19 protein-coding genes are annotated in these 21015 nt (G+C 61.8%); 9 read left to right on the top strand and 10 right to left on the bottom strand.

Annotation, left to right across the window (positions count from 1 at the left end; translation table 11 throughout):
• The first annotated feature begins 43 nt into the window (after positions 1-43).
• The 4 genes from CJ178_RS26795 to mgrA are packed head-to-tail and all read left to right on the top strand — an operon-like array spanning position 44 to position 3749.
• Positions 44-619: a TetR/AcrR family transcriptional regulator gene (locus CJ178_RS26795; protein WP_033234121.1), complete on the top strand. Its 576-nt coding sequence runs from the start codon at positions 44-46 to the stop codon at positions 617-619.
• Positions 620-656: 37 nt separating this feature from the next.
• The gene (locus CJ178_RS26790; RefSeq protein WP_033234120.1) at positions 657-1361 is read left to right on the top strand and encodes a response regulator transcription factor; all 705 of its coding nucleotides are present in this window, start codon (positions 657-659) and stop codon (positions 1359-1361) included.
• A complete protein-coding gene (locus CJ178_RS26785; protein ID WP_033234119.1) occupies positions 1358-2701 on the top strand; it encodes a sensor histidine kinase in 1344 nt (447 codons plus the stop codon). The genes CJ178_RS26790 and CJ178_RS26785 overlap by 4 nt, the downstream gene beginning before the upstream one ends.
• A 16-nt stretch (positions 2702-2717) precedes the next feature.
• On the top strand, positions 2718-3749 hold the full coding sequence (mgrA, locus tag CJ178_RS26780) for an L-glyceraldehyde 3-phosphate reductase (RefSeq protein WP_095888388.1): 1032 nt from the start codon (positions 2718-2720) through the stop codon (positions 3747-3749).
• A gap of 10 nt (positions 3750-3759) precedes the next feature.
• On the opposite strand, the gene ppk2 is transcribed toward mgrA, so the two are convergent.
• Positions 3760-4728 (bottom strand): polyphosphate kinase 2, encoded by a 969-nt coding sequence (gene ppk2, locus CJ178_RS26775; protein WP_162487757.1) that lies wholly within the window; start codon positions 4726-4728, stop codon positions 3760-3762.
• A gap of 225 nt (positions 4729-4953) precedes the next feature.
• Here ppk2 and CJ178_RS26770 point away from each other — a divergent pair, with 225 nt between their 5' ends.
• Positions 4954-7386: a lysylphosphatidylglycerol synthase transmembrane domain-containing protein gene (locus tag CJ178_RS26770; protein ID WP_033234118.1), complete on the top strand. Its 2433-nt coding sequence runs from the start codon at positions 4954-4956 to the stop codon at positions 7384-7386.
• Between the two features lie 9 nt (positions 7387-7395).
• Here CJ178_RS26770 and CJ178_RS26765 read toward each other — a convergent pair whose 3' ends face one another.
• The 3 genes from CJ178_RS26765 to CJ178_RS26755 form a co-directional block, all read right to left on the bottom strand.
• Positions 7396-7674 (bottom strand): hypothetical protein, encoded by a 279-nt coding sequence (locus tag CJ178_RS26765; protein WP_033234117.1) that lies wholly within the window; start codon positions 7672-7674, stop codon positions 7396-7398.
• Position 7675: 1 nt separating this feature from the next.
• Positions 7676-8842 carry an LLM class flavin-dependent oxidoreductase gene (locus tag CJ178_RS26760; protein ID WP_095888387.1) on the bottom strand — a complete coding sequence of 389 codons (1167 nt, stop codon included), beginning with the start codon at positions 8840-8842 and terminating at the stop codon, positions 7676-7678.
• A 94-nt stretch (positions 8843-8936) separates the two neighbouring features.
• Positions 8937-9707 (bottom strand): response regulator transcription factor, encoded by a 771-nt coding sequence (locus CJ178_RS26755; RefSeq protein ID WP_230590122.1) that lies wholly within the window; start codon positions 9705-9707, stop codon positions 8937-8939.
• 124 nt (positions 9708-9831) lie between these two features.
• Between CJ178_RS26755 and CJ178_RS26750 the strand changes: the two genes are divergently transcribed.
• Positions 9832-11043, top strand: coding sequence for a low temperature requirement protein A (locus tag CJ178_RS26750; protein ID WP_033234114.1), 1212 nt, complete (start codon positions 9832-9834; stop codon positions 11041-11043).
• Positions 11044-11077: 34 nt separating this feature from the next.
• Here CJ178_RS26750 and CJ178_RS26745 read toward each other — a convergent pair whose 3' ends face one another.
• The 3 genes from CJ178_RS26745 to CJ178_RS26735 form a co-directional block, all read right to left on the bottom strand.
• Positions 11078-12787 (bottom strand): glycerol-3-phosphate dehydrogenase/oxidase, encoded by a 1710-nt coding sequence (locus CJ178_RS26745; protein ID WP_045069054.1) that lies wholly within the window; start codon positions 12785-12787, stop codon positions 11078-11080.
• A gap of 48 nt (positions 12788-12835) precedes the next feature.
• Positions 12836-14344 carry a glycerol kinase GlpK gene (glpK, locus tag CJ178_RS26740; protein ID WP_033234112.1) on the bottom strand — a complete coding sequence of 503 codons (1509 nt, stop codon included), beginning with the start codon at positions 14342-14344 and terminating at the stop codon, positions 12836-12838.
• A gap of 63 nt (positions 14345-14407) precedes the next feature.
• Positions 14408-15238 (bottom strand): MIP/aquaporin family protein, encoded by an 831-nt coding sequence (locus CJ178_RS26735; protein ID WP_045069052.1) that lies wholly within the window; start codon positions 15236-15238, stop codon positions 14408-14410.
• A 238-nt stretch (positions 15239-15476) separates the two neighbouring features.
• On the opposite strand from CJ178_RS26735, the gene CJ178_RS26730 reads away from it, so the two are divergent.
• Complete coding sequence (locus tag CJ178_RS26730; protein WP_095888386.1) at positions 15477-16460, top strand: sugar-binding transcriptional regulator; 984 nt, start codon at positions 15477-15479, stop codon at positions 16458-16460.
• Here CJ178_RS26730 and CJ178_RS26725 read toward each other — a convergent pair.
• A complete protein-coding gene (locus CJ178_RS26725) occupies positions 16395-17198 on the bottom strand; it encodes a TetR/AcrR family transcriptional regulator (RefSeq protein ID WP_095888385.1) in 804 nt (267 codons plus the stop codon). The genes CJ178_RS26730 and CJ178_RS26725 overlap by 66 nt on opposite strands.
• Positions 17199-17292: 94 nt before the next feature.
• Here CJ178_RS26725 and CJ178_RS26720 point away from each other — a divergent pair, with 94 nt between their 5' ends.
• Positions 17293-18246: an ATP-binding cassette domain-containing protein gene (locus CJ178_RS26720; RefSeq protein WP_095888384.1), complete on the top strand. Its 954-nt coding sequence runs from the start codon at positions 17293-17295 to the stop codon at positions 18244-18246.
• Entirely contained in the window at positions 18243-19004 is a 762-nt protein-coding gene (locus CJ178_RS26715) for an ABC transporter permease (protein WP_095888383.1), read from the top strand. Before CJ178_RS26720 ends, CJ178_RS26715 begins: the two co-directional genes overlap by 4 nt.
• A gap of 92 nt (positions 19005-19096) precedes the next feature.
• Here the strand turns inward: CJ178_RS26715 and CJ178_RS26710 are convergent, their stop codons facing one another.
• Positions 19097-19459 carry an FKBP-type peptidyl-prolyl cis-trans isomerase gene (locus CJ178_RS26710; protein ID WP_019744913.1) on the bottom strand — a complete coding sequence of 121 codons (363 nt, stop codon included), beginning with the start codon at positions 19457-19459 and terminating at the stop codon, positions 19097-19099.
• 37 nt (positions 19460-19496) lie between these two features.
• Positions 19497-20795, bottom strand: coding sequence for a citrate synthase (locus CJ178_RS26705; RefSeq protein ID WP_033234107.1), 1299 nt, complete (start codon positions 20793-20795; stop codon positions 19497-19499).
• Positions 20796-21015: the final 220 nt, after the last annotated feature.

Here is a 21015-nt window from a genome sequence, read left to right as displayed (position 1 = left end):
ATATTCCTCCGGTTATGATGAACTGTCAATACCGGAGGTGAATGTGCGAGCCGATGCACGCGAACGCAGGAACGCAATAGTCGACGCCGCACGAGCGGTGTTCACCGAGCGTGGGCACGACGCCCCCCTCGACGCGGTCGCAGAACTAGCGAAAGTGGGGATAGCCACGCTCTATCGCAATTTTCCGACGCGCGAGGACCTGGTGACCGCGGTCGCCGTCGCGACGCTGACCGACGTCCGAGAGGCTGCGGACATCGCCCTCACAGCGATGCCAACCGATCCGACAAACGCGTGGCACACGTTGGTGGATCGGCTCGTGGAACTGCGCCTGGGTGCGCTCATTCCTGCCCTGGTGGAACATAGTTTCACCGAGTTGGCCCCCGAAGTTCTGGCAGTGCGCGAGGTGACGAAAGCGAAGATGACCGCGACAATCGGCGCCGCTCAGAGCGCCGGACTGGTCCGCGCCGATCTTCAACCCCTCGAATTTGTCATGGCCCTGGCCAAACTGACCCGCCCACAAATCGAACTGTCCGACGAGGCCATGCCGAACCTGGTCCCGAGGTTGGTCGCGGTGTTCATGGCCGGTCTACGACCGGACGGCACCGATTTACCGGTCTGATCCCCAAATCTGACAATCCCGCGGGCACAATAGGGCGGTGACCGACACTCCGCTCATCCTCGTGGTCGACGACGACGCCGACGTCCGCTCTTCCCTCGAACGCGGATTGAGGCTTACGGGATTCACCGTCCTGACGGCGGTCGACGGCGCCGACGCCCTCCGTGTGATCGCGAACAAGCATCCTGACGCGGTGGTTCTCGACATCAACATGCCGGTACTCGACGGCACCGGAGTCGTCACCGCGCTACGCGCTGCAGGCAACGAAATCCCCATCTGTGTGCTGAGTGCCCGAAATTCTGTCGACGACAGGATCGCCGGACTCGAATCCGGAGCCGACGACTACATGGTCAAACCCTTTGTCCTCGCCGAACTGATCGCTCGGATCCGGGCAATGCTGAGGCGGAGCAATGCCCCGGCCAGTGACCGCGGCGAAGGCGCCAACACCTTGCGCGTCGGCAATCTCGACATCGACCTGTCCGGACGACGCGTTCGCGTCGACGGCAGTGAGGTCCCGTTGACCAAACGCGAATTCGAGTTGCTCGAAGTGCTCGCACACAATTCCGGAATCGTTCTCACCCGCGAACGCCTCCTCGAACTTGTGTGGGGGTACGACTTCGTCGCGGACACCAACGTCGTTGACGTGTTCATCGGATATCTTCGCCGCAAGTTCGAGTCGGGCGGCTCGCCGCGACTGCTGCACACCGTGCGCGGTGTCGGTTTTGTCCTGCGGGAAAATCCGTGAAGCCTCGGCAATACTCACTCCGAATCCGAGTAGCTGCCGCTGCCGCGTTGGGGGCCACGTTCATCGTCCTCGCACTCGGGGCTGTCGTGGCGTTGGCCATCGCACGAAACAACCTGGCACAGTTGGACCGTCGCCTCGAAACCGCGTCGACGGTACTCGTGGCCAACGCTGCGACGGCCGGCCCGTTCCTCGGAGCGTTCGGGGACGCCGGCGCGTTCTCGGTGACGATCCGCACCGCCACCGACGGAACGGTCATGTCGAGCACACCCACCCGGTTGCCGGAACTGCCGCCGGGTTCGGAAACCGTCGAAGTCGACGGAACCAAGTACCGCGCATACACCTCGAAAGCCGAAGGCATCAACGCTCTTGTCTCACTGGCAGTTCCGTATGCAGAAGCTCGCGACATCACGGTCGAACAGCAACGTCAGGTTGCCTTCTTCGGACTGGGCGCCGTGGCCGCTGCCGCCGCCCTTGGGTGGTTGTTCGGCGGCCCCGCTGTGCGTCCGCTGGTGGAATTGACCCGCCGGATCGCCCGACGCGACCCGGACCTCGCGACGCAGGTTTCCGGCATCCGAGAGGCGGACGAGCTTGCGGCAGCAGCAGAGTCGATGCTCAAGGACGTCGCCAGCGCACAAGCTGCCACGACGTCGGCGTTGGCAACTGCCCGCGACTTTGCCTCCGCTGCCGCACACGAGCTACGCACTCCGCTGACAGCAATGCGCACAGATATCGAAGTGCTGTCCACCCTTGATCTGAACCAGTCTCAGAGACAAGAGATTCTGGTTGATCTCGCCCGCGCTCAAGGCCGGGTGGAATCGACCCTGCGAGACCTCGAGCGACTTGCGAAGGGCGAACTGTCCACGTCCGAGGACTTCAAGGACACCGATCTGATCGAAGTGTGCGATATCGCCGCCGAGGAGGCGATGCGCCTGTATCCGGATCTGCGCGTGAGCGTCGACGCCGCCGATTCGCCTGTGCCGTATCGCATTCACGCACTCCCAGGTGGAATTCGTCTGATTCTCGACAATGCCATCACCAATGCCGTGCGGCACGGCCGTGCCACCGAAGTGCGTATCACGCTGAGTTATCGGGCCGCCGCACCCGCCGAGTTCACCATCACCGTCGACGACAACGGGGCAGGTATCCCGGTAGACGAGCGCGAAGCAGTGTTCGGGCGATTCACCCGCGGGTCCACTGCGAGTCAGACCGGTTCCGGGTTGGGGCTTGCACTGGTAGCGCAGCAAGCCTCCATACACGGCGGCAGCACATCGTTCCACGACAGCCCGTTGGGCGGTGCACGACTGCTGATCGAACTCAAGGATCTGTCAACGCACCACTGAATCGAAGGCAGGAACAATGTCCGAACCGTATGTCGCGCAGCCCGATCGCTACAACACCATGCCCTACCGTCGTACCGGCAAGAGCGGGTTGAAGCTTCCCGCCATTTCACTGGGCCTGTGGCACAACTTCGGCGACGACGTCCCCATCGACCGCCAACGGGCCGTGCTACGACGCGCATTCGACCTCGGCATCACCCACTTCGATCTGGCCAACAACTACGGCCCGCCGTACGGCAGTGCCGAAACCAATTTCGGACGGATCTTGCGGGAGGACTTTGCATCCCATCGCGACGAGTTGATTATCTCGTCGAAAGCCGGGTGGGACATGTGGCCGGGCCCTTACGGTTTCGGCGGTTCACGCAAGTACCTGCTGGCTTCACTCGACCAGTCGCTGAGCCGCCTCGGTGTCGACTACGTCGACATCTTCTACAGTCACCGCCCCGACGCGGAGACCCCGATCGAGGAGACTGCCGGAGCTCTCATCAGCGCCGTCCAGCAGGGCAAGGCGTTGTATGCGGGGATCAGTTCGTACTCCCCCGAGCGCACCGGCGCGATCGCCGCACTACTCGAAGCAGCCGGTGTTCCGCTGTTGATCCACCAGCCGAGTTACTCGATGCTGAACCGCTGGATCGAACAGGATCTACTCGCCACTGTCGACGAACTCGGCGTCGGCGTGATTGCGTTCTCCCCCTTGGCCCAGGGAATGCTCACCGACCGCTACCTCGACGGCGTCCCCGAGAATTCACGTGCGGCACAAGGCAAATCACTCGACCCGTCGTGGCTCACCGACGATGCTCTGACCCACATCCGGGCCCTCGACGCCATCGCCCGTGGTCGTGGCCAGTCATTGGCGCAACTCGCGCTCAGCTGGGCGCTCCGCGATTCGCGCGTCACCTCGGTGCTGATCGGAGCATCCAGTGTGCCGCAGCTCGAAGCCAACGTCGGAGCACTCGACAATCTCGAGTTCAGCGCCGACGAACTCGCCTCCATCGATCGACACGCGCGTGAGAGCGGCATCAATCTGTGGGCGGAGGCCAGTTCGATCTGAACAGGCGGACCTAGGCCAGGGTCGGCAACTCGACGTTGACGTGCTCGCCCTCTTCGAAGACGGCTGACGCCGGTCCGACGATCAGGGGATCCGGGATTCCCACAACCCGGTGATCCTTGTTGGGGTATTCGAAGGAGGCGAGCACGTGACGCATCGCCTCGAGCCGAGCGCGTTTCTTGTCGTTGCTCTTGATCACCGTCCACGGAGCGTCGCCGGTGTCCGTGTAGAAGAACATCGCCTCCTTGGCCTGAGTGTAATCGTCCCACTTGTCCAGGGAGGCAAGGTCGGTGGGTGAAAGCTTCCACTGACGCACCGGGTCGGTTCGACGGGCGGCGAACCGCGCCAACTGCTCCTCACGGCTCACCGAGAACCACAGCTTGTGCAGGTGAATCCCGGAGTTGACGAGCATCCGCTCGAAGTCCGGTGCTTCCCGCATGAATTCGAGATACTGCGTCGGCGTGCAGTACCCCATCACACGTTCGACGCCGGCGCGGTTGTACCACGACCTGTCCATCATCACGATTTCGCCGCCACTCGGAAGATGCGCGACGTACCGCTGGAAATACCACTGTGTGCGCTCGATATCGGTCGGCTTCTCCAGGGCAACGACGCGCGCGCCACGCGGATTGAGATGTTCTGTGAACCGCTTGATGGAACCACCCTTGCCCGCCGCGTCTCGCCCTTCGAAGATGATCAGAATCTTCTGACCGGTCTCCTTGGCCCACAACTGCAGCTTGAGCAATTCGATCTGGAGGCGGCGCTTCTTACGCTCGTACTCCCGCCGCGACATCTTCTTCTCGTACGGGTACCCCTGTTTCCAGGCATCCGCGTATTCGGCAGGCTCCAGCCCACCGAGTTTGTCCGTCAGGTTCGCAATCTCGTCGATCTCGTGCGCGTAGTCCTCGGTCACGGAGATTCTGGCGCCTTTGACGGACAAGTCTGGAACCCGACCGTCGACACCGTTCGACTCAGGACTCATAAGTGGTGCGCTCCTTACCGTCGAGCATCCGGAATGTGAATTTTACGCTCTGATGTCCGGCCACGTACGATCTCTGCTGCATTTACCGCGAACGCGCGGCAACACGTGCTTGCTCGCGGATGGACAACACGTCGCTGCCTTGCGGCGCACTGACGCCGGCACGGTACTTTGAGTCGAGGTAACCACAACGGCTGCCGATACCTGCATGAGAAGAGTTCTGAGGATATGCGTGTTGACGGACGGGACATCCCGGTAACGGGAAGTCTGCTGCCGCCGCTGCAACGCAGAACCAGCGACATCATGCGCGTCGTATTTGCTGCGGTAGTCCTTGGCGGTGTGATCGCCGGTTCGCTGATCACCCGTAGTCAGTGGGACGCCCTCGAGACCTCCGTGTCCAACATCGTCGGTGTTCTCTCGCCCAGCCTGTCCGACACGGTGTACCTGCTGTACGGCCTCTCTATCCTGGCTCTGCCGTTCGCGATTCTCATCGAACTGATCGTCGGCAGACGCTGGAAACTGTTTGCCGGGTATGCCGCGGCGGCGATGTGCGCGCTGGTGGCGCTGTCATTCACCGGAACCGGCCTCTCCGCCCCGAAATGGCACCTCGACGTGCCCGACCGCCTCGACGCCACCTTCCTGTCCCAGTTCCTCGACGATCCCCGCTGGATCGCGATGCTGGCCGCCGTTCTGACCGTGTCCGGACCGTGGCTGGCAAAGAAGTGGCGACGAGTCTGGTGGACCTTGCTTCTGCTGTTCGCGCCGATCCACCTCGTCGTCAGTGCGATCGTGCCCGCCCGGTCGATGCTCGGATTGGCCGTCGGTTATCTCATCGGTGCCGTCATCGTCCTGCTGGTCGGCACACCCGCTCTCGAAGTTCCGCTCGATTCCGCAGTGCGTGTGCTGTCGAAACGCGGCTACCGGGTCACGGCGTTCCGAGTGGTCAGCCCCTCAGGTCTCGGTCCACTCGTACTGTCCGCAGCCGTCGACGAAGTCCCCGACGACGAACTCTGCGAGGATCTGACCGTCGAACTGTACGGACAGAATCAGCGCAGCAGCGGCGTGATCCGGCAGACTTTCCGCTGGATTTCCCTGCGCAATCGCGAGACTCCGCCGCGTCATGCGTCGCTCCGCCGAGCCGTCGAACATCGTGCGTTGATGGGAATCGCGTTTGCCGACATCGGACTCGCAAGTTCCAAGGCAGTGGCAACCGCACCACTCGATCGTGGCTGGGAAATGTACGCTCGCCCCACTCCCCGTGGGATCCCACTCACCGTCGCTGCCCGGGATCAGAAAACCGAGGATCTCGACGCGGACGGTCCGTCCACCAAGCTTGTCGACACACTGTGGCAGACACTGCACACGACACACGTCCACCAGATGGCACACGGCGACCTCCGCGCATCCGAGATCCACATCGACGGCGGCGGAGTCCTGTTCGGCGGTTACGCCTACTCCGAATTCGGCGCTACCGACGTGCAGATGCAATCGGACAACGCACAGCTGCTCCTCACCACGGCAGCACTGTTCGGCGTCGAGTCGGCTGTGGACGCGGCTATCCGCACCCAGGGCGCGGAAACAATTCTTGCCGCTTCCGGACGATTGACCGCCTCAGCTATGCCGAACCGAATCCGCAAGGGAATCCCCGATTCCACCCCGCTGATGACCGAGATCCGCGACGAAGTCGGCGCCAAGAACGGCATCGAGAAAGTCGCCCCGGCACAGGTCACACGATTCAGTCGCAATCAGATCATCCAGCTGGTGCTCCTCATCGGCTTGGTCTACGTCGCTTACCCGTTCGTGGTTCAGGTGCCGACATTCCTGTCCGAACTCGAGACCGCCAACTGGTGGTGGGCACTGCTGGGACTCGGAGTCTCAGCACTGACGTATGTCGGTGCCGCGGCAGCGCTGTGGGCCTGCGCGTCGTCGATGGTCAGCTATCGGCATCTGCTGATCATGCAGGTGGCCAACACGTTTGCGGCCACCACCACGCCGGCCGGTGTCGGCGGCCTGGCACTGAGTGTGCGCTTCCTCCAGAAGGGTGGACTCGGAACCGTCCGAGCCACAGCTGCAGTTGCGTTGCAACAGACGGTTCAAGTAGTGACCCACGTGGGTCTGCTGATCTTCTTCTCCGTCGTGGCCGGCCGAGATGCCAACCTGTCGCACTTCATCCCCGGAACAACAGTGCTGTCCCTCATCGGCGGCATCGCCCTGGGAATTCTGGGCGCATTCATGTTCATCCCCAAACTGCGGCGCTGGCTCAACGAGGATCTCAAGCCACAGATCACCGAGGTTCTCGGCGAACTGAGTCAGCTGGCACGTAACCCCACACGCTTCCTCATCATCGTCGGCGGAAGTGCGGCAACAACTCTCGGCGCAGCATTGGCACTGTGGGCCAGCGTCGAAGCGTTCGGCGGCGGAACAACGTTCATCACCGTCACGATCGTGACCATGATCGGCGGAACGCTTGCATCTGCCGCCCCGACACCCGGCGGCGTCGGTGCCGTCGAGGCCGCCCTCATCGGCGGCCTGACGGCATTCGGACTCCCCGCGAGCATTGCGGTCCCGTCGGTCCTCCTCTACCGCGTGCTGACCTGCTGGCTGCCCGTCTTCTGCGGTTGGCCCATCTTGCGATGGCTACAGAAGAAAGACATGGTCTGAAAGAAGCCGCTACGTGCGAACAACGTGGGCTTGCAGGGCTTTTCCGTCCTCGTCTATCCAGCCCTTACTCTTGGCGTAGTCGATCATCTCCGCTACGCCTGCCGCAGCGTTCTCGATTCGCTTCGTGAGAATGAAAGCGCTCGCACCGCGCGCATAACCGAAATCCCGGGCGCGCAGCACCTCGTCGAGTTCACGCTCGGTCATGTCCGACGGCACCTCGACATGGAAGTCCCGTAGGTTCCCGGCATCCTCGACGCTGACCCGGCCTTCCTCGACCCTGATGTACACGTCAGGCCTTGTCTGCGACCTCTTGGGCGTACTTCTTCGTCATATGATCCACCGCGTCGAGTTGTGCCTTGGCATGTCCCTCCCGGACGGCCCGTGCATGCTGCGCTGCATCCAACGTGGCCTGCGCCTGCCCCTGGAAATGGGGAAAGACCTCCTGCGCGAACAACTCTGCCGAACGACGCGTGTCCTGCGGATTCGCCCAGTCATGTCCCATCTGCAGCATGCATCCGAATCCACCGGACTGATCCCACAGTCGTTGCACTTGACGCCGAGCCTGCTCCGGCGTGCCGATAACGCCGATTCCCGCCTCGTTGACGAAGTCGATCATCTCGTTCAAACGAGACCCCGAGACCGCCATCTGAGGGAAGGCCGCGACGTGCTGGAAGTAGTCGAACCACTCCTCGATTCCGTACTCCACCTGCTTGCGCGCTTCCGCCTCGGTTTCCGCGATGTGGAACGGCCCCGCCAGAGACCACCTGCGACGGTCCACCGTGGTGCCGTCGGCTTCTGCGCGCTCCTCCATCACGTTCCAATGATGTGCCAGCGCATCGAAACCGTCGGCGGACAGGGTCGCACCGATGGACAGCAAACCCAGACCATGTGTGCCGGCCAGTCGTGGCCCGGTCGGGGAAGCGACTGCGGCAACGGTTATTTCGATACCGTTCTCCGAATACGGGGCAAGTTGCAGCTTCGCGTCGAACAACTCGTGAGTGCGCGTCTTTGCCGATACCGTCTCGCCACGGAGCAGCCGAACGACGATGTCGAGATTCTCCTGCAACAACTCTCGCGTGTCTGTCGGATTGAGTCCGATCATCGCCGAGTCGGTGGGCAACGATCCGGGCCCGACGCCGAAGATCGTGCGACCGTGAGTCAGATGGTCCAACTGCATGATTCGATCAGCTGCCCACAGAGGATTGTGATACGACAGCGACGTCACGCCGGTTCCGAACCGGATTCGCGGTGCCCGCTGCGATGCCGCGGCAATCATGATTTCCGGTGATGCAATGATTTCGCTTCCGGCGGAGTGATGTTCACCGAACCACGCCTCGTCGTAGCCCAACCGGTCGAGATGTTCGACCAGTTCGAGATCGCGCTGCAACGCTGCCGTCGGATTACGTCCGGGGACGTGGAACGGTGCCATGAAATACCCGAAGCGAAGCCTGCTCATGAGTTTCTCCTTGTGCCGTGGTCCAATTCTTGGCCGTGCACACAAAGGCTATCCATTGAGTGACGCCAGTCACAGTGCACGAAAGTGGATAATTTCAGGCCTGCTGGTCGGCCAATTTGTGCTGGTAGACCAACTTCACGAACTCCGCCCGATTGCGCACGTGCAGCACAGCGAGGATCCGGCTGACGTATTTCTTCACCGTGTCGGGACTCAACGACAAGATCACCGCGATCTCGTCGTTGGTATGGCCGTCGGCCAACAGTTCGGCAAGATCACGCTGCCGCCGCGTCAACTTTTCCTGCCAACTCGGACTCGACTGACCGGGCAAGGTCTGACACAACAGTGATAGTTGCCGACCCACTATCCCCAAGCCCGCCACGTCGGTCGCGGACAGATCCTTGCCCTCCGAATCGAAAATCCCGACCAATCCGTGAACGCCATGAGCCAGTTGGAGGTGCATGACCGCTGCGCTGTGCAAACGCTTGCGATAAAGAAAATCGCTGAGGTACGTCGCCGATTCCGATGGCACATCCAATAATTGAGTGTGGGTGATGGCCGGGGACGACATCAATGTTGCCCGAGATTGCGCTGTCGCGAACACGTCATCGGGATACCACCGCGCTTGATACTCGTCGAGAATCGGAGTAATCCGACCCGTGGTCACCGGATTCGGGTCAGCGAATGCCGACGTGAATGTGGGACCGACGAGGAAGGTGGTGTTGGGGCAGCGGTAGTGATCGTGCAACGCGACCATGAGGAGGTTCTTGAGCTGATCGAGCGTTCTCGCGGCCGAACAGTAGTCGAGGATCGCAAAGACACGGTCGTAGTCCGCAGCGGACAGCGCGAGGTTACCGCTACCGTGCACGTCGACCACCTCACCCGAACTATGATCCAGATCACTCAATGGACAGCATAAGCACAACTTCGAGAAAACGGACAAGTTCGCTGCCTACCAGCACGGTTGATGCCGATAACCGATACTGAGCTTTATGTCGGAACTCGGAAATGAACCGGACTCGAAGCAGAAGGCGGTGCTCGAGCGACACGCGTCATGGATCGAATTGTTCTTCGACCTGGTCGTGGTTGCCGGTATCGGTCAGTTGGCTCACCTGCTCCACGGTTCGCCGTCGTGGTCGGATGTCGCGCTCTACGCATTGCTCTATCTCGCGTTCTGGACCGCGTGGGCGACGTTCACGATGTACGGCAACATTGCCGGCGACCGCGTCCGAATCCCGAGCATGCTGATCGCCATGTTCGGACTGGCCGTCATGATGGCGGCCGTGGCCGGCATCCACGACAACCATGCGCTGGCCTTCGCTGTCGCCTACGTGGCCGTACGTCTGCTCGCGAGTCGGGTGTGGCACAACGGCCAGATAGTCGTGGACTGGCCGATCGCCCAGATGTCTCTCGGCGTGATTCCGTGGATCGTCTCGTTCTGGTTCGAGGGCGAAACTCGGTTCTGGCTCTGGACCGCCGGTGTGACCATCGATCTGCTGATCATGTTCATCGTCTCCGGCACCGCGATCATGGCAGACGCGCAGGAAAAGCTCGACCGCATCATCAAGATCCGTGGGTTCAAGGACGATCGGATGCCCGAACTCGAAGCCCTGCACTCCGAACGGGCTCACCTTGCAGAGCGGCTAGGCCTGTACGTCATCATCGTGCTGGGCGAGGGTGTGATCCTCGTGATCTCCGCGGCCTCGAAGCTCACCTGGGACTCAACGGTGGTCAGCCTCGCCGTCGGGTCGTTTGTCCTGCTCTCGGGTATGTGGGCGCTCTCGCTTCTCTACGGTCACGCCGGCGTTCCGCACCTGCAGCCCGAGAAGTTTCCCGCTCGCATCGACATGGCCATGCACTGTTTCACCACCGGCGCAATCGCGGTTCTGGTCGCAGGACTCGGAGCGGCAACCGAACACGGTGCGGAGCATACGCCCGCGAATCTGCGGTGGCTGTTGTGCGGAAGCATCGCAGTCTATTTCGGAATCAGCACGGTGGCAGGGCTGTTTGCGCGGTCGGACCGACGGTGGCTGCTCGGCTGGGCGATCCCCTGCACCGCGATCCCCATCGTCATGGGCGTCGTCGGCACACATATGAGCGCAACGTGGATCATCTGGGTGCTGGTGGCCACCGTCGCCTGGCAGAACGCCTACGAGTACGCGCAGGTACGGCGTTCGCGCCGCTCTGCTGTGCGCCTTTATTAACCCCCGCGCGGTTAATAAAGGCGCACAGCGGAAGTCACCCTACGGTGACGCCCGTGCGAACGTCCGGTGCACCCAGGCGCGCCGCATCAGCCGTCAGATCGTCGGGCTGCTCCTGAGATTCCCGCTCGGCTGCAACGCGCAACCGGTAGTGCTCGATCTCCTCGGCAATGTGCTCGGGGGTCCAACCCAACACCGGCGCAACCAGTTCGGCTACTTCCGCGGCTGCCGCGTCGCCGCGGTCCGTGACCTCGATCGATATACGAGTACGGCGGGTCAGGATGTCGTCGAGATGCTGCGCACCCTCGTGACTCGCGGCGTAGTGAATCTCCGCCTCGAGGTACTCGGGGGCAGAGTCCAAAGGCCGTCCCAGTTCCGGCCTCGCTTCGATGAGTTCGAACAACTCGTCAGCCAAAGTGCCGTAGCGACCCAGCAGGTGTTCGATAGTCGAAACGTGCAGTCCGGTGCGCTCAGCGGTGAGGTGCCGGTTGTTGTACGCGGCAAAGTAACCGTCGGCGCCCACCAACTGAATACGCTCGGTGCACGACTTCGGCACCTTCTGCTCGAGTCCGTGCACCGCGGAATCGACTGCGTCCTTGGCCATCACGCGATAGGTGGTGTACTTGCCACCGGCCACCACCGTCAAACCCCGAACCGGACTCGACACCGCGTGCTCACGGGAGAGAGTGCTGGTCGAATCCGATTCGCCGAACAGCAACGGACGCAGTCCCGCGTACACACCGACGACATCCTCGTGCGTCAGCTCGTCCTGGAGGAGCTTGTTGACATGACCGAGGATGTAGTCGATGTCGCTTCGGCTCGCTGCCGGATGCGCGAGGTCGAGGTTCCAGTCCGTGTCCGTCGTACCGATGATCCAGTGGCTTCCCCACGGGATCACGAACAGCAGGCTCTTCTCGGTCCGCGTGATGATTCCGGTTGACGAGTTGATGCGGTTGCGCGGGACGACCAGGTGAACGCCCTTGGACGCGCGGACCTGGAATTGTCCTCGCCCACCGACCATTTCCTGAATCTCGTCAGTCCACACGCCTGCTGCGTTGATGACCTGGCGAGCCCGGATCTCGAACGCGCGACCGGTTTCCAGGTCCACTGCCTTCACACCGACAACCCGGTCCTCCTCGCGGAGGAAACCGACGACGCGCGTGCTGTTGACGCACAGCGCGCCGTACTCGGCTGCCGTGCGCGCCAGCATCATCGTGTGCCGGGCATCATCTACCTGTCCCTCGTAGAACTTGACCGAACCGCGGATGGCAGAACGCTTTCCGGAAGGGAACGATTCGAGGGTCTTCTTCTTTCCCACATGCTTGTGGTGTGAGGGAACCCCACGGCCTGCGCCCATCACGTCGTAAACGCCGATGCCCAGACCGACGTACGGCCGGTCGATCAGCTTCTCGAGCGGGTAGATGAACGGCACCGGCTTCGCAAGGTGCGGACACAGCGAGTTCAGTACCAGGGACCGCTCACGCAGTGCCTCGAACACGAGCGCAAAATTGAACTGCTCGAGGTAGCGCAGTCCACCGTGGAACAACTTACTGGACCGGCTCGAGGTTCCGGACGCGAAGTCACGTGCCTCCACCAAGCCCACCTTCAGTCCTCGAGTTGCGGCGTCGAGTGCGCTGCCCGCGCCGACCACGCCACCGCCGATGACCAGGACATCGAGTTCGGTTTCTTCCAACTTCTTCAGCGACTCCGCCCGCGAGGACGGACTCAATGCTTGTGCTGTGCTCATGAAAAGGGTTCCTTCACTTGAAAATAGGTAGAAATTGGGGACGCAGGATCAGTCCGCGTCGACCCAGTCCAGGGTCCGTGTGACGGCCTTCTGCCATCCTGCGTACAACCGGTCACGCTCGGCCGAATCCATCGAAGGCGTCCAACTCTTGTCCTTCGCCCAGTTGCTGCGGATATCGTCCTCGCTGTCCCAGTACCCGACTGCGAGACCGGCTGCATACGCCGCGCCCAATGCCGTGGTCTCTGCAACCACCGGACGGATCACCTCGACATCGAGCAGATCGGCCTGGAACTGCATGAGCAGTTCGTTCGCGACCATTCCGCCGTCTACCTTGAGAACCTTCAGATCGACGCCCGAGTCGAGGTTCATCGCATCGATGACCTCACGGCTCTGATACGCGGTCGCTTCGAGCACCGCACGGGCAAGGTGGCCCTTGTTCACGAACCGAGTCAGGCCGACGATGGCGCCGCGGGCATCCGCACGCCAGTGGGGAGCAAAAAGACCCGAGAATGCGGGCACGAAGTACGCTCCGCCGTTGTCGTCCACCGAACGCGCATCCACCTCGATATCTGCTGCACTGCTGATCATTCCGAGGTTGTCCCGCAACCACTGAACCAGCGAACCGGTCACGGCGATCGATCCTTCCAACGCGTAGATCGTCGGTTGGTCACCGATCTTGTAGCAGACCGTCGTCAGCAATCCGTTCTTGCTCATCACCTTTTCGGTGCCGGTGTTGAGGAGCACGAAGTTGCCGGTTCCGTAAGTGTTCTTCGCTTCGCCCGGTGAGAGGCAGGCCTGACCGAAGGTCGCTGCTTGCTGATCGCCGAGAATTCCTGCAATCGGCACTCCGGACAGCGTGCCACGCTCACGAACGAATCCGAAGATCTCGGACGAGCTACGGATCTCGGGAAGCATGGATTCGGGAATACCCATGTCGGCGCAGATCGCCGAATCCCATGCGAGAGTGTCGAGATCCATCAACAGAGTGCGCGACGCGTTGGTGGGGTCGGTGGCGTGCACTCCGCCTTCGACACCACCGGTCATGTTCCACAGCACCCAGGTGTCCATCGTGCCGAAGCACAACTCGCCTGCTTCGGCCTTCTCGCGAGCACCCTCGACATTGTCGAGTATCCACTTGACCTTCGGACCCGAGAAGTACGTTGCGAGTGGCAATCCAGTGACCGTCGTGTACTTTTTGGGTCCGTCATCGCCGGCAAGAGCCGTGCAGATCCGATCGGTACGCGTGTCCTGCCAGACGATTGCGTTGTAGACGGGTTTTCCGGTCGCGCGTTCCCACACCACCGCCGTCTCTCGCTGATTGGTGATTCCGACGGATGCGATATCGGCCGCGGTCAGGTCCGCATTGGCCAACGCGCCCGCGGTGACGTTGCGGACGTTGTCCCAGATCTCGATCGGATCGTGCTCGACCCACCCTGCCTGCGGAAAGATCTGTGTGTGCTCGTGCTGTTCGACGGCAACCACGTGCCCACTGTGATCGAAGATCATGCAACGTGTGGAGGTGGTCCCCTGGTCTATCGCGGCTACGAACTGCGCCATCGTGCTACCCCTTTGGTATCGAGAGAAAGTGCGAGAGATTTACTCAGAGATGTTGATTCGCGATCACGCCGGTATCGTCGCCGGCTCCTCGATCGCCTTCTCTGCAGACTCGTCGTCAGGCAGGAATCGTCCAACCAGCTTGTCGTAGAGGAACACTCCGATCGGAGCGCCGATCAGAGGTCCCACGATGGGCACCCAGAAATACAAGCTCCCGTACTGATCCCGCCACGCACTTCCGTAGCCGGTGAGATACGACGCCAGTCGCGGGCCGAAGTCGCGCGCCGGGTTGATGGCGTAGCCCGCGTTGGTCGCCCAGGCGAATCCGATTCCCACCACGATCAATCCGACGACAAACGGCGCGAGATTCGCGAGCGGCGGAGTTCCCCGAGAATCGGTGACTGCAACGATGAGGAACAACAGGATGGCGGTGCCGATGATCTGATCGATCAGCGCCGAGCCGAGGCTGACCGGGAGCGTTCCGTTTCCGGGCATGGTCGAGAAGATCGTCTGAGTGGCGGTCGTGTGTCCGGGATCAATTGCATTGAGCATGTCGTTGTAATTCCAGCGGACGATCAACGCGGCGACGAAGGCTCCAGCGGTCTGCGCCAGGGTGTACGGCAGTACCTTGCGCCAGGAGAATCCCCGGAAGATCGCGAAGGCGAACGTGACGGCAGGGTTCAGATGAGCACCCGTCACCCGGCCGGCGACATAGATTCCGAACATGACACCCAGGCCCCAGGCCCACGCGATGCTGTCATGCCCACCGAGCCCTCCGCCGCTCCCGCCGGACACCACCTGCGCCACAACTCCGACGCCGAACAAGATCAAGATCATCGTTCCTGCGAACTCGGCTGCCAACTCGCCGGGGAGCCCTAATCGCTTGGCTTTCTCCATCCCACCCTCACTCAATTGTGATGCATGTCATAGTTTGGATTGCTGCATCCGTAGCCTAAGGCCAGTTGCACATTCATGCATAGCCAGTGCACATACGTGCAAACCGGGCATTTCCGCACCGTAATGCGGGTAACAGATACGCTTCAGGGAATTGTCGCGCGGGAGTGCGGCGGCCAGGTGCTACTCCGATAAGATTCGGTTCAGCGCTCGTGCACGAACGTGCAGACAGGACAATGCCATGGAATCCCCGACCTCCGACTTCCCGACCTCCGACCCCGCGGACCCTCGCATCTCCGACGCCGTCCAGGCCGCGCGCCTCTACTACTTCCAAGATCAGACGATGGCCGCCATCGGCCGCGACATGGGCGTATCCAGATCCACGGTCTCGCGACTGATCACCTATGCGCGCACGTCCGGACTCGTCGAGATCAAGATCAGCACCCCACACGGCCAAGCACCCCGCATCGAGCGTGAGTTCTCGGAGCGATACGGGGTACGTGCCCACGTGGTGACAGTCCCGGAACTGGTGGGAGATCTCGAGCGCCTCGAGAAGGTCGCGACTTTTGCCGGCAGGCTACTGGCGTCGTTCTTCGACAGCGACATGGTGATGGGGATCGCCTGGGGAACCACTCTCAGTGAAGTCAGCAAGCACCTTGCCCCCAAACGCACGTACAACTCGTACGTCGTGCAACTCAACGGCGCCGCGAATACTCGCACCACCGGAATCTCGTACGCCAGCGACATCATCAGAACCATCGCCGACGCCTACGGCGCTCTCCCCCAAGGATTTCCGGTCCCCGCATTCTTCGACTACCCGGAGACCCGGGAGCAGTTGTGGCGCGAACGAAGTATCAAACGCGTACTGGACATGCAAAAGCGAATGGACCTGGCAGTCTTCAGCATCGGCGTACCGGGCGGCAACGTCCCGAGTCACGTCTACACCGCCGGATACCTCGAACCCGATGAAGCAGAAGCACTTCGACGCGACGGAGTAGTCGGCGACATCGCAACCGTGTTCTTCCGGTCAGACGGGAGCTACCGCGGAATCGAACTCAACGAGCGCGCGAGCGGCCCACGACTGGACCTTTTCGAGAAGGTCGCCAGGCGCGTGTGCATCGTCGCCGGAACAGCAAAACTGCCCGCGCTGGAGGGCGCACTACGAGGTGGGCTGATCACCGACCTGATCATCGACGACGTCAGTGCCGCCGCGCTGGTGTCCTGACCGCTGCACCAGCTTCTCGATTCCGTCAAGAAGGAGGCCCAGCGAGAAACCGAAATCGAAAGCGTCATCGCCGGCTGCTTCACCCTCCGGGCTGCCGTCCTCGAAACCACCCTCCTCGATTGCGGCACTGAGGTAGGGAAAGTCCTCGCGATTGATGACACGAGCAATGAGAGCACCGTATGCGACGTCGTCGTCTGCCGATTGTGCCGACCGCGAGGCCAGGTCGGCCGAGAATCGGGCGCGGCCGATGACGAACAACGACACGTTGGTCACCACCTGAAACTTCGACGCAGCACTCAGAGCGACCCCGTCGAGCGCGCTCAGGCCCGCATCGAGCCACGCCATGTTGTTGGGCCCGGTCGGTGGAGCCGTGATGGGCAGCTTGAGCCACCACGGTCGACTCAGCATCGTGGCGTACTCGTGGTTCGCCCACACTTCGAGCTTGGCGCGCCAGGACACTCCGTCGGGAATTACCGGCGGTGGGCCGATCACTCGATCCGAAATCAGTTCGATCAGTTCGTCTTTGCTCGCTACGTAGCGATAGAGCGACATGGTCGTGAATCCGAGGGACTTGGCCACCCGGCCCATCGACAGCGCCGTGACACCTTCAGCGTCGGCAAGCTCTATCGCGGTGTCGAGAATCTGCTCGAGACTGAGCCCTTTCTTGGGACCCCGCGTTCCAGGCTGATCCAGTCCCCAGGCCAGTTCGACCGCCCTCGGTAGCGCGCCGCCATCCATACAGCTCCCACTCTTTGCTCTTGCCCTCATCCTAGAACTGTGTACGCTACAAACACGAGTTTATGCCATACACAGTTCTCACTTGGAGGTCTCGATGTCAGGAACGATCCCCGCAATCTCGGTCCGCGGACTTCGCAAGCGCTACGGCGATCAACAGGTTCTGGGCGGACTCGACCTGTCGGTCCCGGCCGGATCGGTGTACGCGCTCCTCGGCGCGAACGGCGCCGGAAAGACAACGGCCGTAAGAATTCTCACCACCCTCATTCCATTCGACGCCGGCGAGGTCACTGTGGCCGGTCATTCGCTTCCCGGCGATCCACAGAACGTTCGCCGACGCATCAGCGTCACCGGGCAGTACGCGGCCGTCGACACACTGTTGACTGGCTCCGAGAACCTGACCCTCCTGGGCGAGCTGAATCACCTGGGCCGGAAGAACTCCCGTCGCCGTGCCGAGGAATTGCTCGACCAGTTCAACCTGACGGATTTCGGTGACAAGCGAGCGGGCGACTACTCGGGCGGCATGCTCAGACGACTCGACATCGCGATGAGCCTCGTTGCACGACCGGACGTCGTCTTTCTCGACGAACCCACCACCGGCCTGGACCCGCGAAGCCGCCACGAAATGTGGTCGATAGTTCGTGGTCTCACGGCTTCAGGTGTCACGATCTTCCTCACCACCCAATACCTCGACGAGGCAGACGAATTGGCCGACACCGTCGGTGTGCTCAGTGGCGGTCGTCTGGTCGCCGAGGGAACACCGGACGAACTCAAACGTCTGGTTCCGGGCGGCCATGTCGCGCTGCAATTCGAGAACCTCGCTCAACTCGATCTCGCCGCGGCGTCACTTCCGCAAGCACATTCGAATGCCGAGATTCTGACCCTGCACATCCCTTCCGACGGGACGGTGCCGTCGATCAAAGCCATCCTCGACTCGATTGACGACCCGTCGATCACTGTCGAGAAGTTCTCCGTTCACACTCCGGATCTGGACGACGTGTTCTTCGCACTCACCGGATCGGGCCAACCCGAGATTGCGAGCGTTCGATGACCTCCACCATGACAATCGACTCCTCGGTGATGCTTCGCCGAAATCTCAAACACGTTCTCCGCAGCCCTGATTCGATGATCACCGCGATAGCCCTGCCGGTCATGCTCATGCTGCTGTTCGTCTACGTCTTCGGCGGCGCTATCAATACCGGCACCGAGTACATCGACTATGTCGTGCCAGGCATCATTCTGCTGTGTGCCGGTTTCGGTGCCTCCACCACCGCCGTCAGCGTCTCGAGCGACATGAAGGACGGGATCATCGACCGTTTCCGGACGCTCGCGATCTCACCATCGTCCGTCCTGACCGGGCACGTACTGGCCAGCGTCGTCCGCAACGTCCTGACGACGGCGATCGTGATCGTCGTCGCTCTGATCATGGGATTTCGGCCCACCGGCGATCCGTTGCGCTGGCTCGGCGTCGCCGCCGTGATCGTCGCCTTCGTATTCGCCATGTCGTACCTCTCGACGGCATTGGGGCTCCTGGCCCAGAACCCGGAGGCAGCAAGCGGATTCACCTTCGCCATCATGTTCCTGCCCTACATCAGCACTGCCTTCGTACCGGCCGAGACCATGCCGTCCTGGCTGCAGGGGTTTGCCCGTCACCAGCCGGTGACCCCGATCATCGAGACGGTGCGCGGACTCCTGATGGGCACGCCGATCGGGAACAGTGCCGTGATCGCGCTCGCGTGGTGCGTGGGCATCGCCGCCGTGGGATTTGTGTGGTCGAACTGGCTTTACCGACGAAAGACGGCGCACTGACCACACAAGAAAGCCCCACACCTGACGGTGCGGGGCTGCTTGTGCTGTGCGCCTTTATTAACCGCGGGGGGTTAATAAAGGCGCACAGTGAATTACTTGGCTTCCAGCAGATCGATCACGAAGACCAAGGTCTTGCCGGAAAGCTGGTGCCCTGCACCGGCGGGGCCGTATGCCAGCTCCGGCGGAATGGTGAGCTGGCGACGTCCGCCGACCTTCATGCCCGGGATGCCGTCCTGCCAACCCTTGATCAGGCCACGAAGCGGGAACTGAATGGACTCGCCACGGCTCCAGGAAGAGTCGAACTCTTCACCGGACTCGAACTCGACACCGACGTAGTGAACGTCGACGGTGCCACCGGGAACGGCTTCGGCGCCTTCTCCGACAACCAGATCCTTGATGACCAGATCGGTCGGCGCGGGGCCTTCCTGGAACTCGATTACGGGCTTGCTACTCATGGGTCCTCCTCGTTGAGGCGAAAATTGTGGGCAGGGGCTAGCGGGTGGTTATATCCCGATAGTCACGCTCGGTGTAGCCGGTGTAAATCTGGCGCGGGCGGCCGATCTTCGTAGCCGGATCCTCGTGCATTTCACGCCAGTGCGCAATCCAGCCGGGCAGACGGCCCATGGCGAAGAGCACGGTGAACATGCGGGGCGGGAAGCCCATCGCGCGGTAGATCAGACCCGTGTAGAAGTCGACGTTCGGGTACAGCTTGCGCTCGATGAAGTAGTCGTCCGTGAGGGCGGCCTCTTCGAGCTGCATGGCGATATTGAGCAGTTCGTCGTCGCCGCCGAGCTTGCCGAGGATGTTGTGCGCGGTCTCGCGGACCAGCGCGGCGCGCGGGTCGTAGTTGCGGTAGACGCGGTGCCCGAAGCCCATGAGCTTCACGCCGTCTTCCTTGTTCTTGACCTTGCGGACGAACTCGGCTGCGGTGCTGCCGTTTGCCTTGATGTCGTCGAGCATCTCGAGCACGGCCTGGTTGGCGCCGCCGTGCAGCGGGCCCCACAGTGCGTTGATGCCGGCGGACACCGAGGTGAAGAGGTTCGCGTCGGAAGAGCCGACCATGCGCACGGTGGACGTGGAGCAGTTCTGCTCGTGGTCTGCGTGCAGGATGAGCAGCATGTCGAGTGCCTTGGCGATCTCGGGATCACCCTGGTACGGCTCGGCCGGGAAACCGAACGTCATGCGCATGAAGTTCTCGACCAGGTTCAGCGAGTTGTCCGGGTACAGGAACGGCTGTCCGACGGACTTCTTGTATGCGTAGGCCGCGATGGTCGGCAGCTTCGCGAGAAGGCGAATCGTGGAGAGTTCCACCTGTTCCGGATCCTCGGGATCCAGGGAATCCTGGTAGTACGCGGAGAGTGCGTTGACTGCGGAGGAAAGAACCGGCATCGGGTGTGCGTTGCGCGGGAATCCGTCGAAGAACCGCTTGAGGTCTTCGTGCAGAAGAGTGTGGCGACGGATGCGGTCCGTGAAGGACTCGAGCTGTGCATCGGTCGGGAGCTCACCGTAGATCAGCAGGTAGCTGACTTCGATGAAGGTGGACTTACCTGCCAACTGCTCGATGGGGTATCCGCGGTAGCGCAGGATTCCCTTCTCGCCGTCGATGTAGGTAATTGCGGAACTGGTGGATGCGGTGTTCACAAAGCCGGGGTCGAGGGTGGTGTACCCCGTATCGGCCAGCAGCTTTCCCAGTTCGATGCCGTCATTGCCCTCGGTTGCCCTGGCAATGGACATCGTGTGCTCACCACCGGGGTAAGTAAGCGTGGGCTTTGTGTCATTGTCAGCGGGCACGAAGGATCCCTCTCAAGCTCAAACCAACGAGTAACTACATACGATCAACTAGAAACTAGTCGCACCGAACACAACGCGCCCAGGGAGGGTCGCTCCACGGGGGTTTTGCACGTCGATCAGTGTCGGACATATACCCCGAAACTGCAACAGGTTTCAGAGCGCCGAAGTACTGTGCTCCAGCTCGCATTTCAGGATTCGCACATGGCCTTGATCTGGACTT

Source organism: Rhodococcus sp. ACPA4 (genome assembly GCF_002300185.1).
Lineage (GTDB): Bacteria > Actinomycetota > Actinomycetes > Mycobacteriales > Mycobacteriaceae > Rhodococcus_F > Rhodococcus_F globerula.
This window is presented reverse-complemented; position numbering and strand designations above follow the sequence as displayed.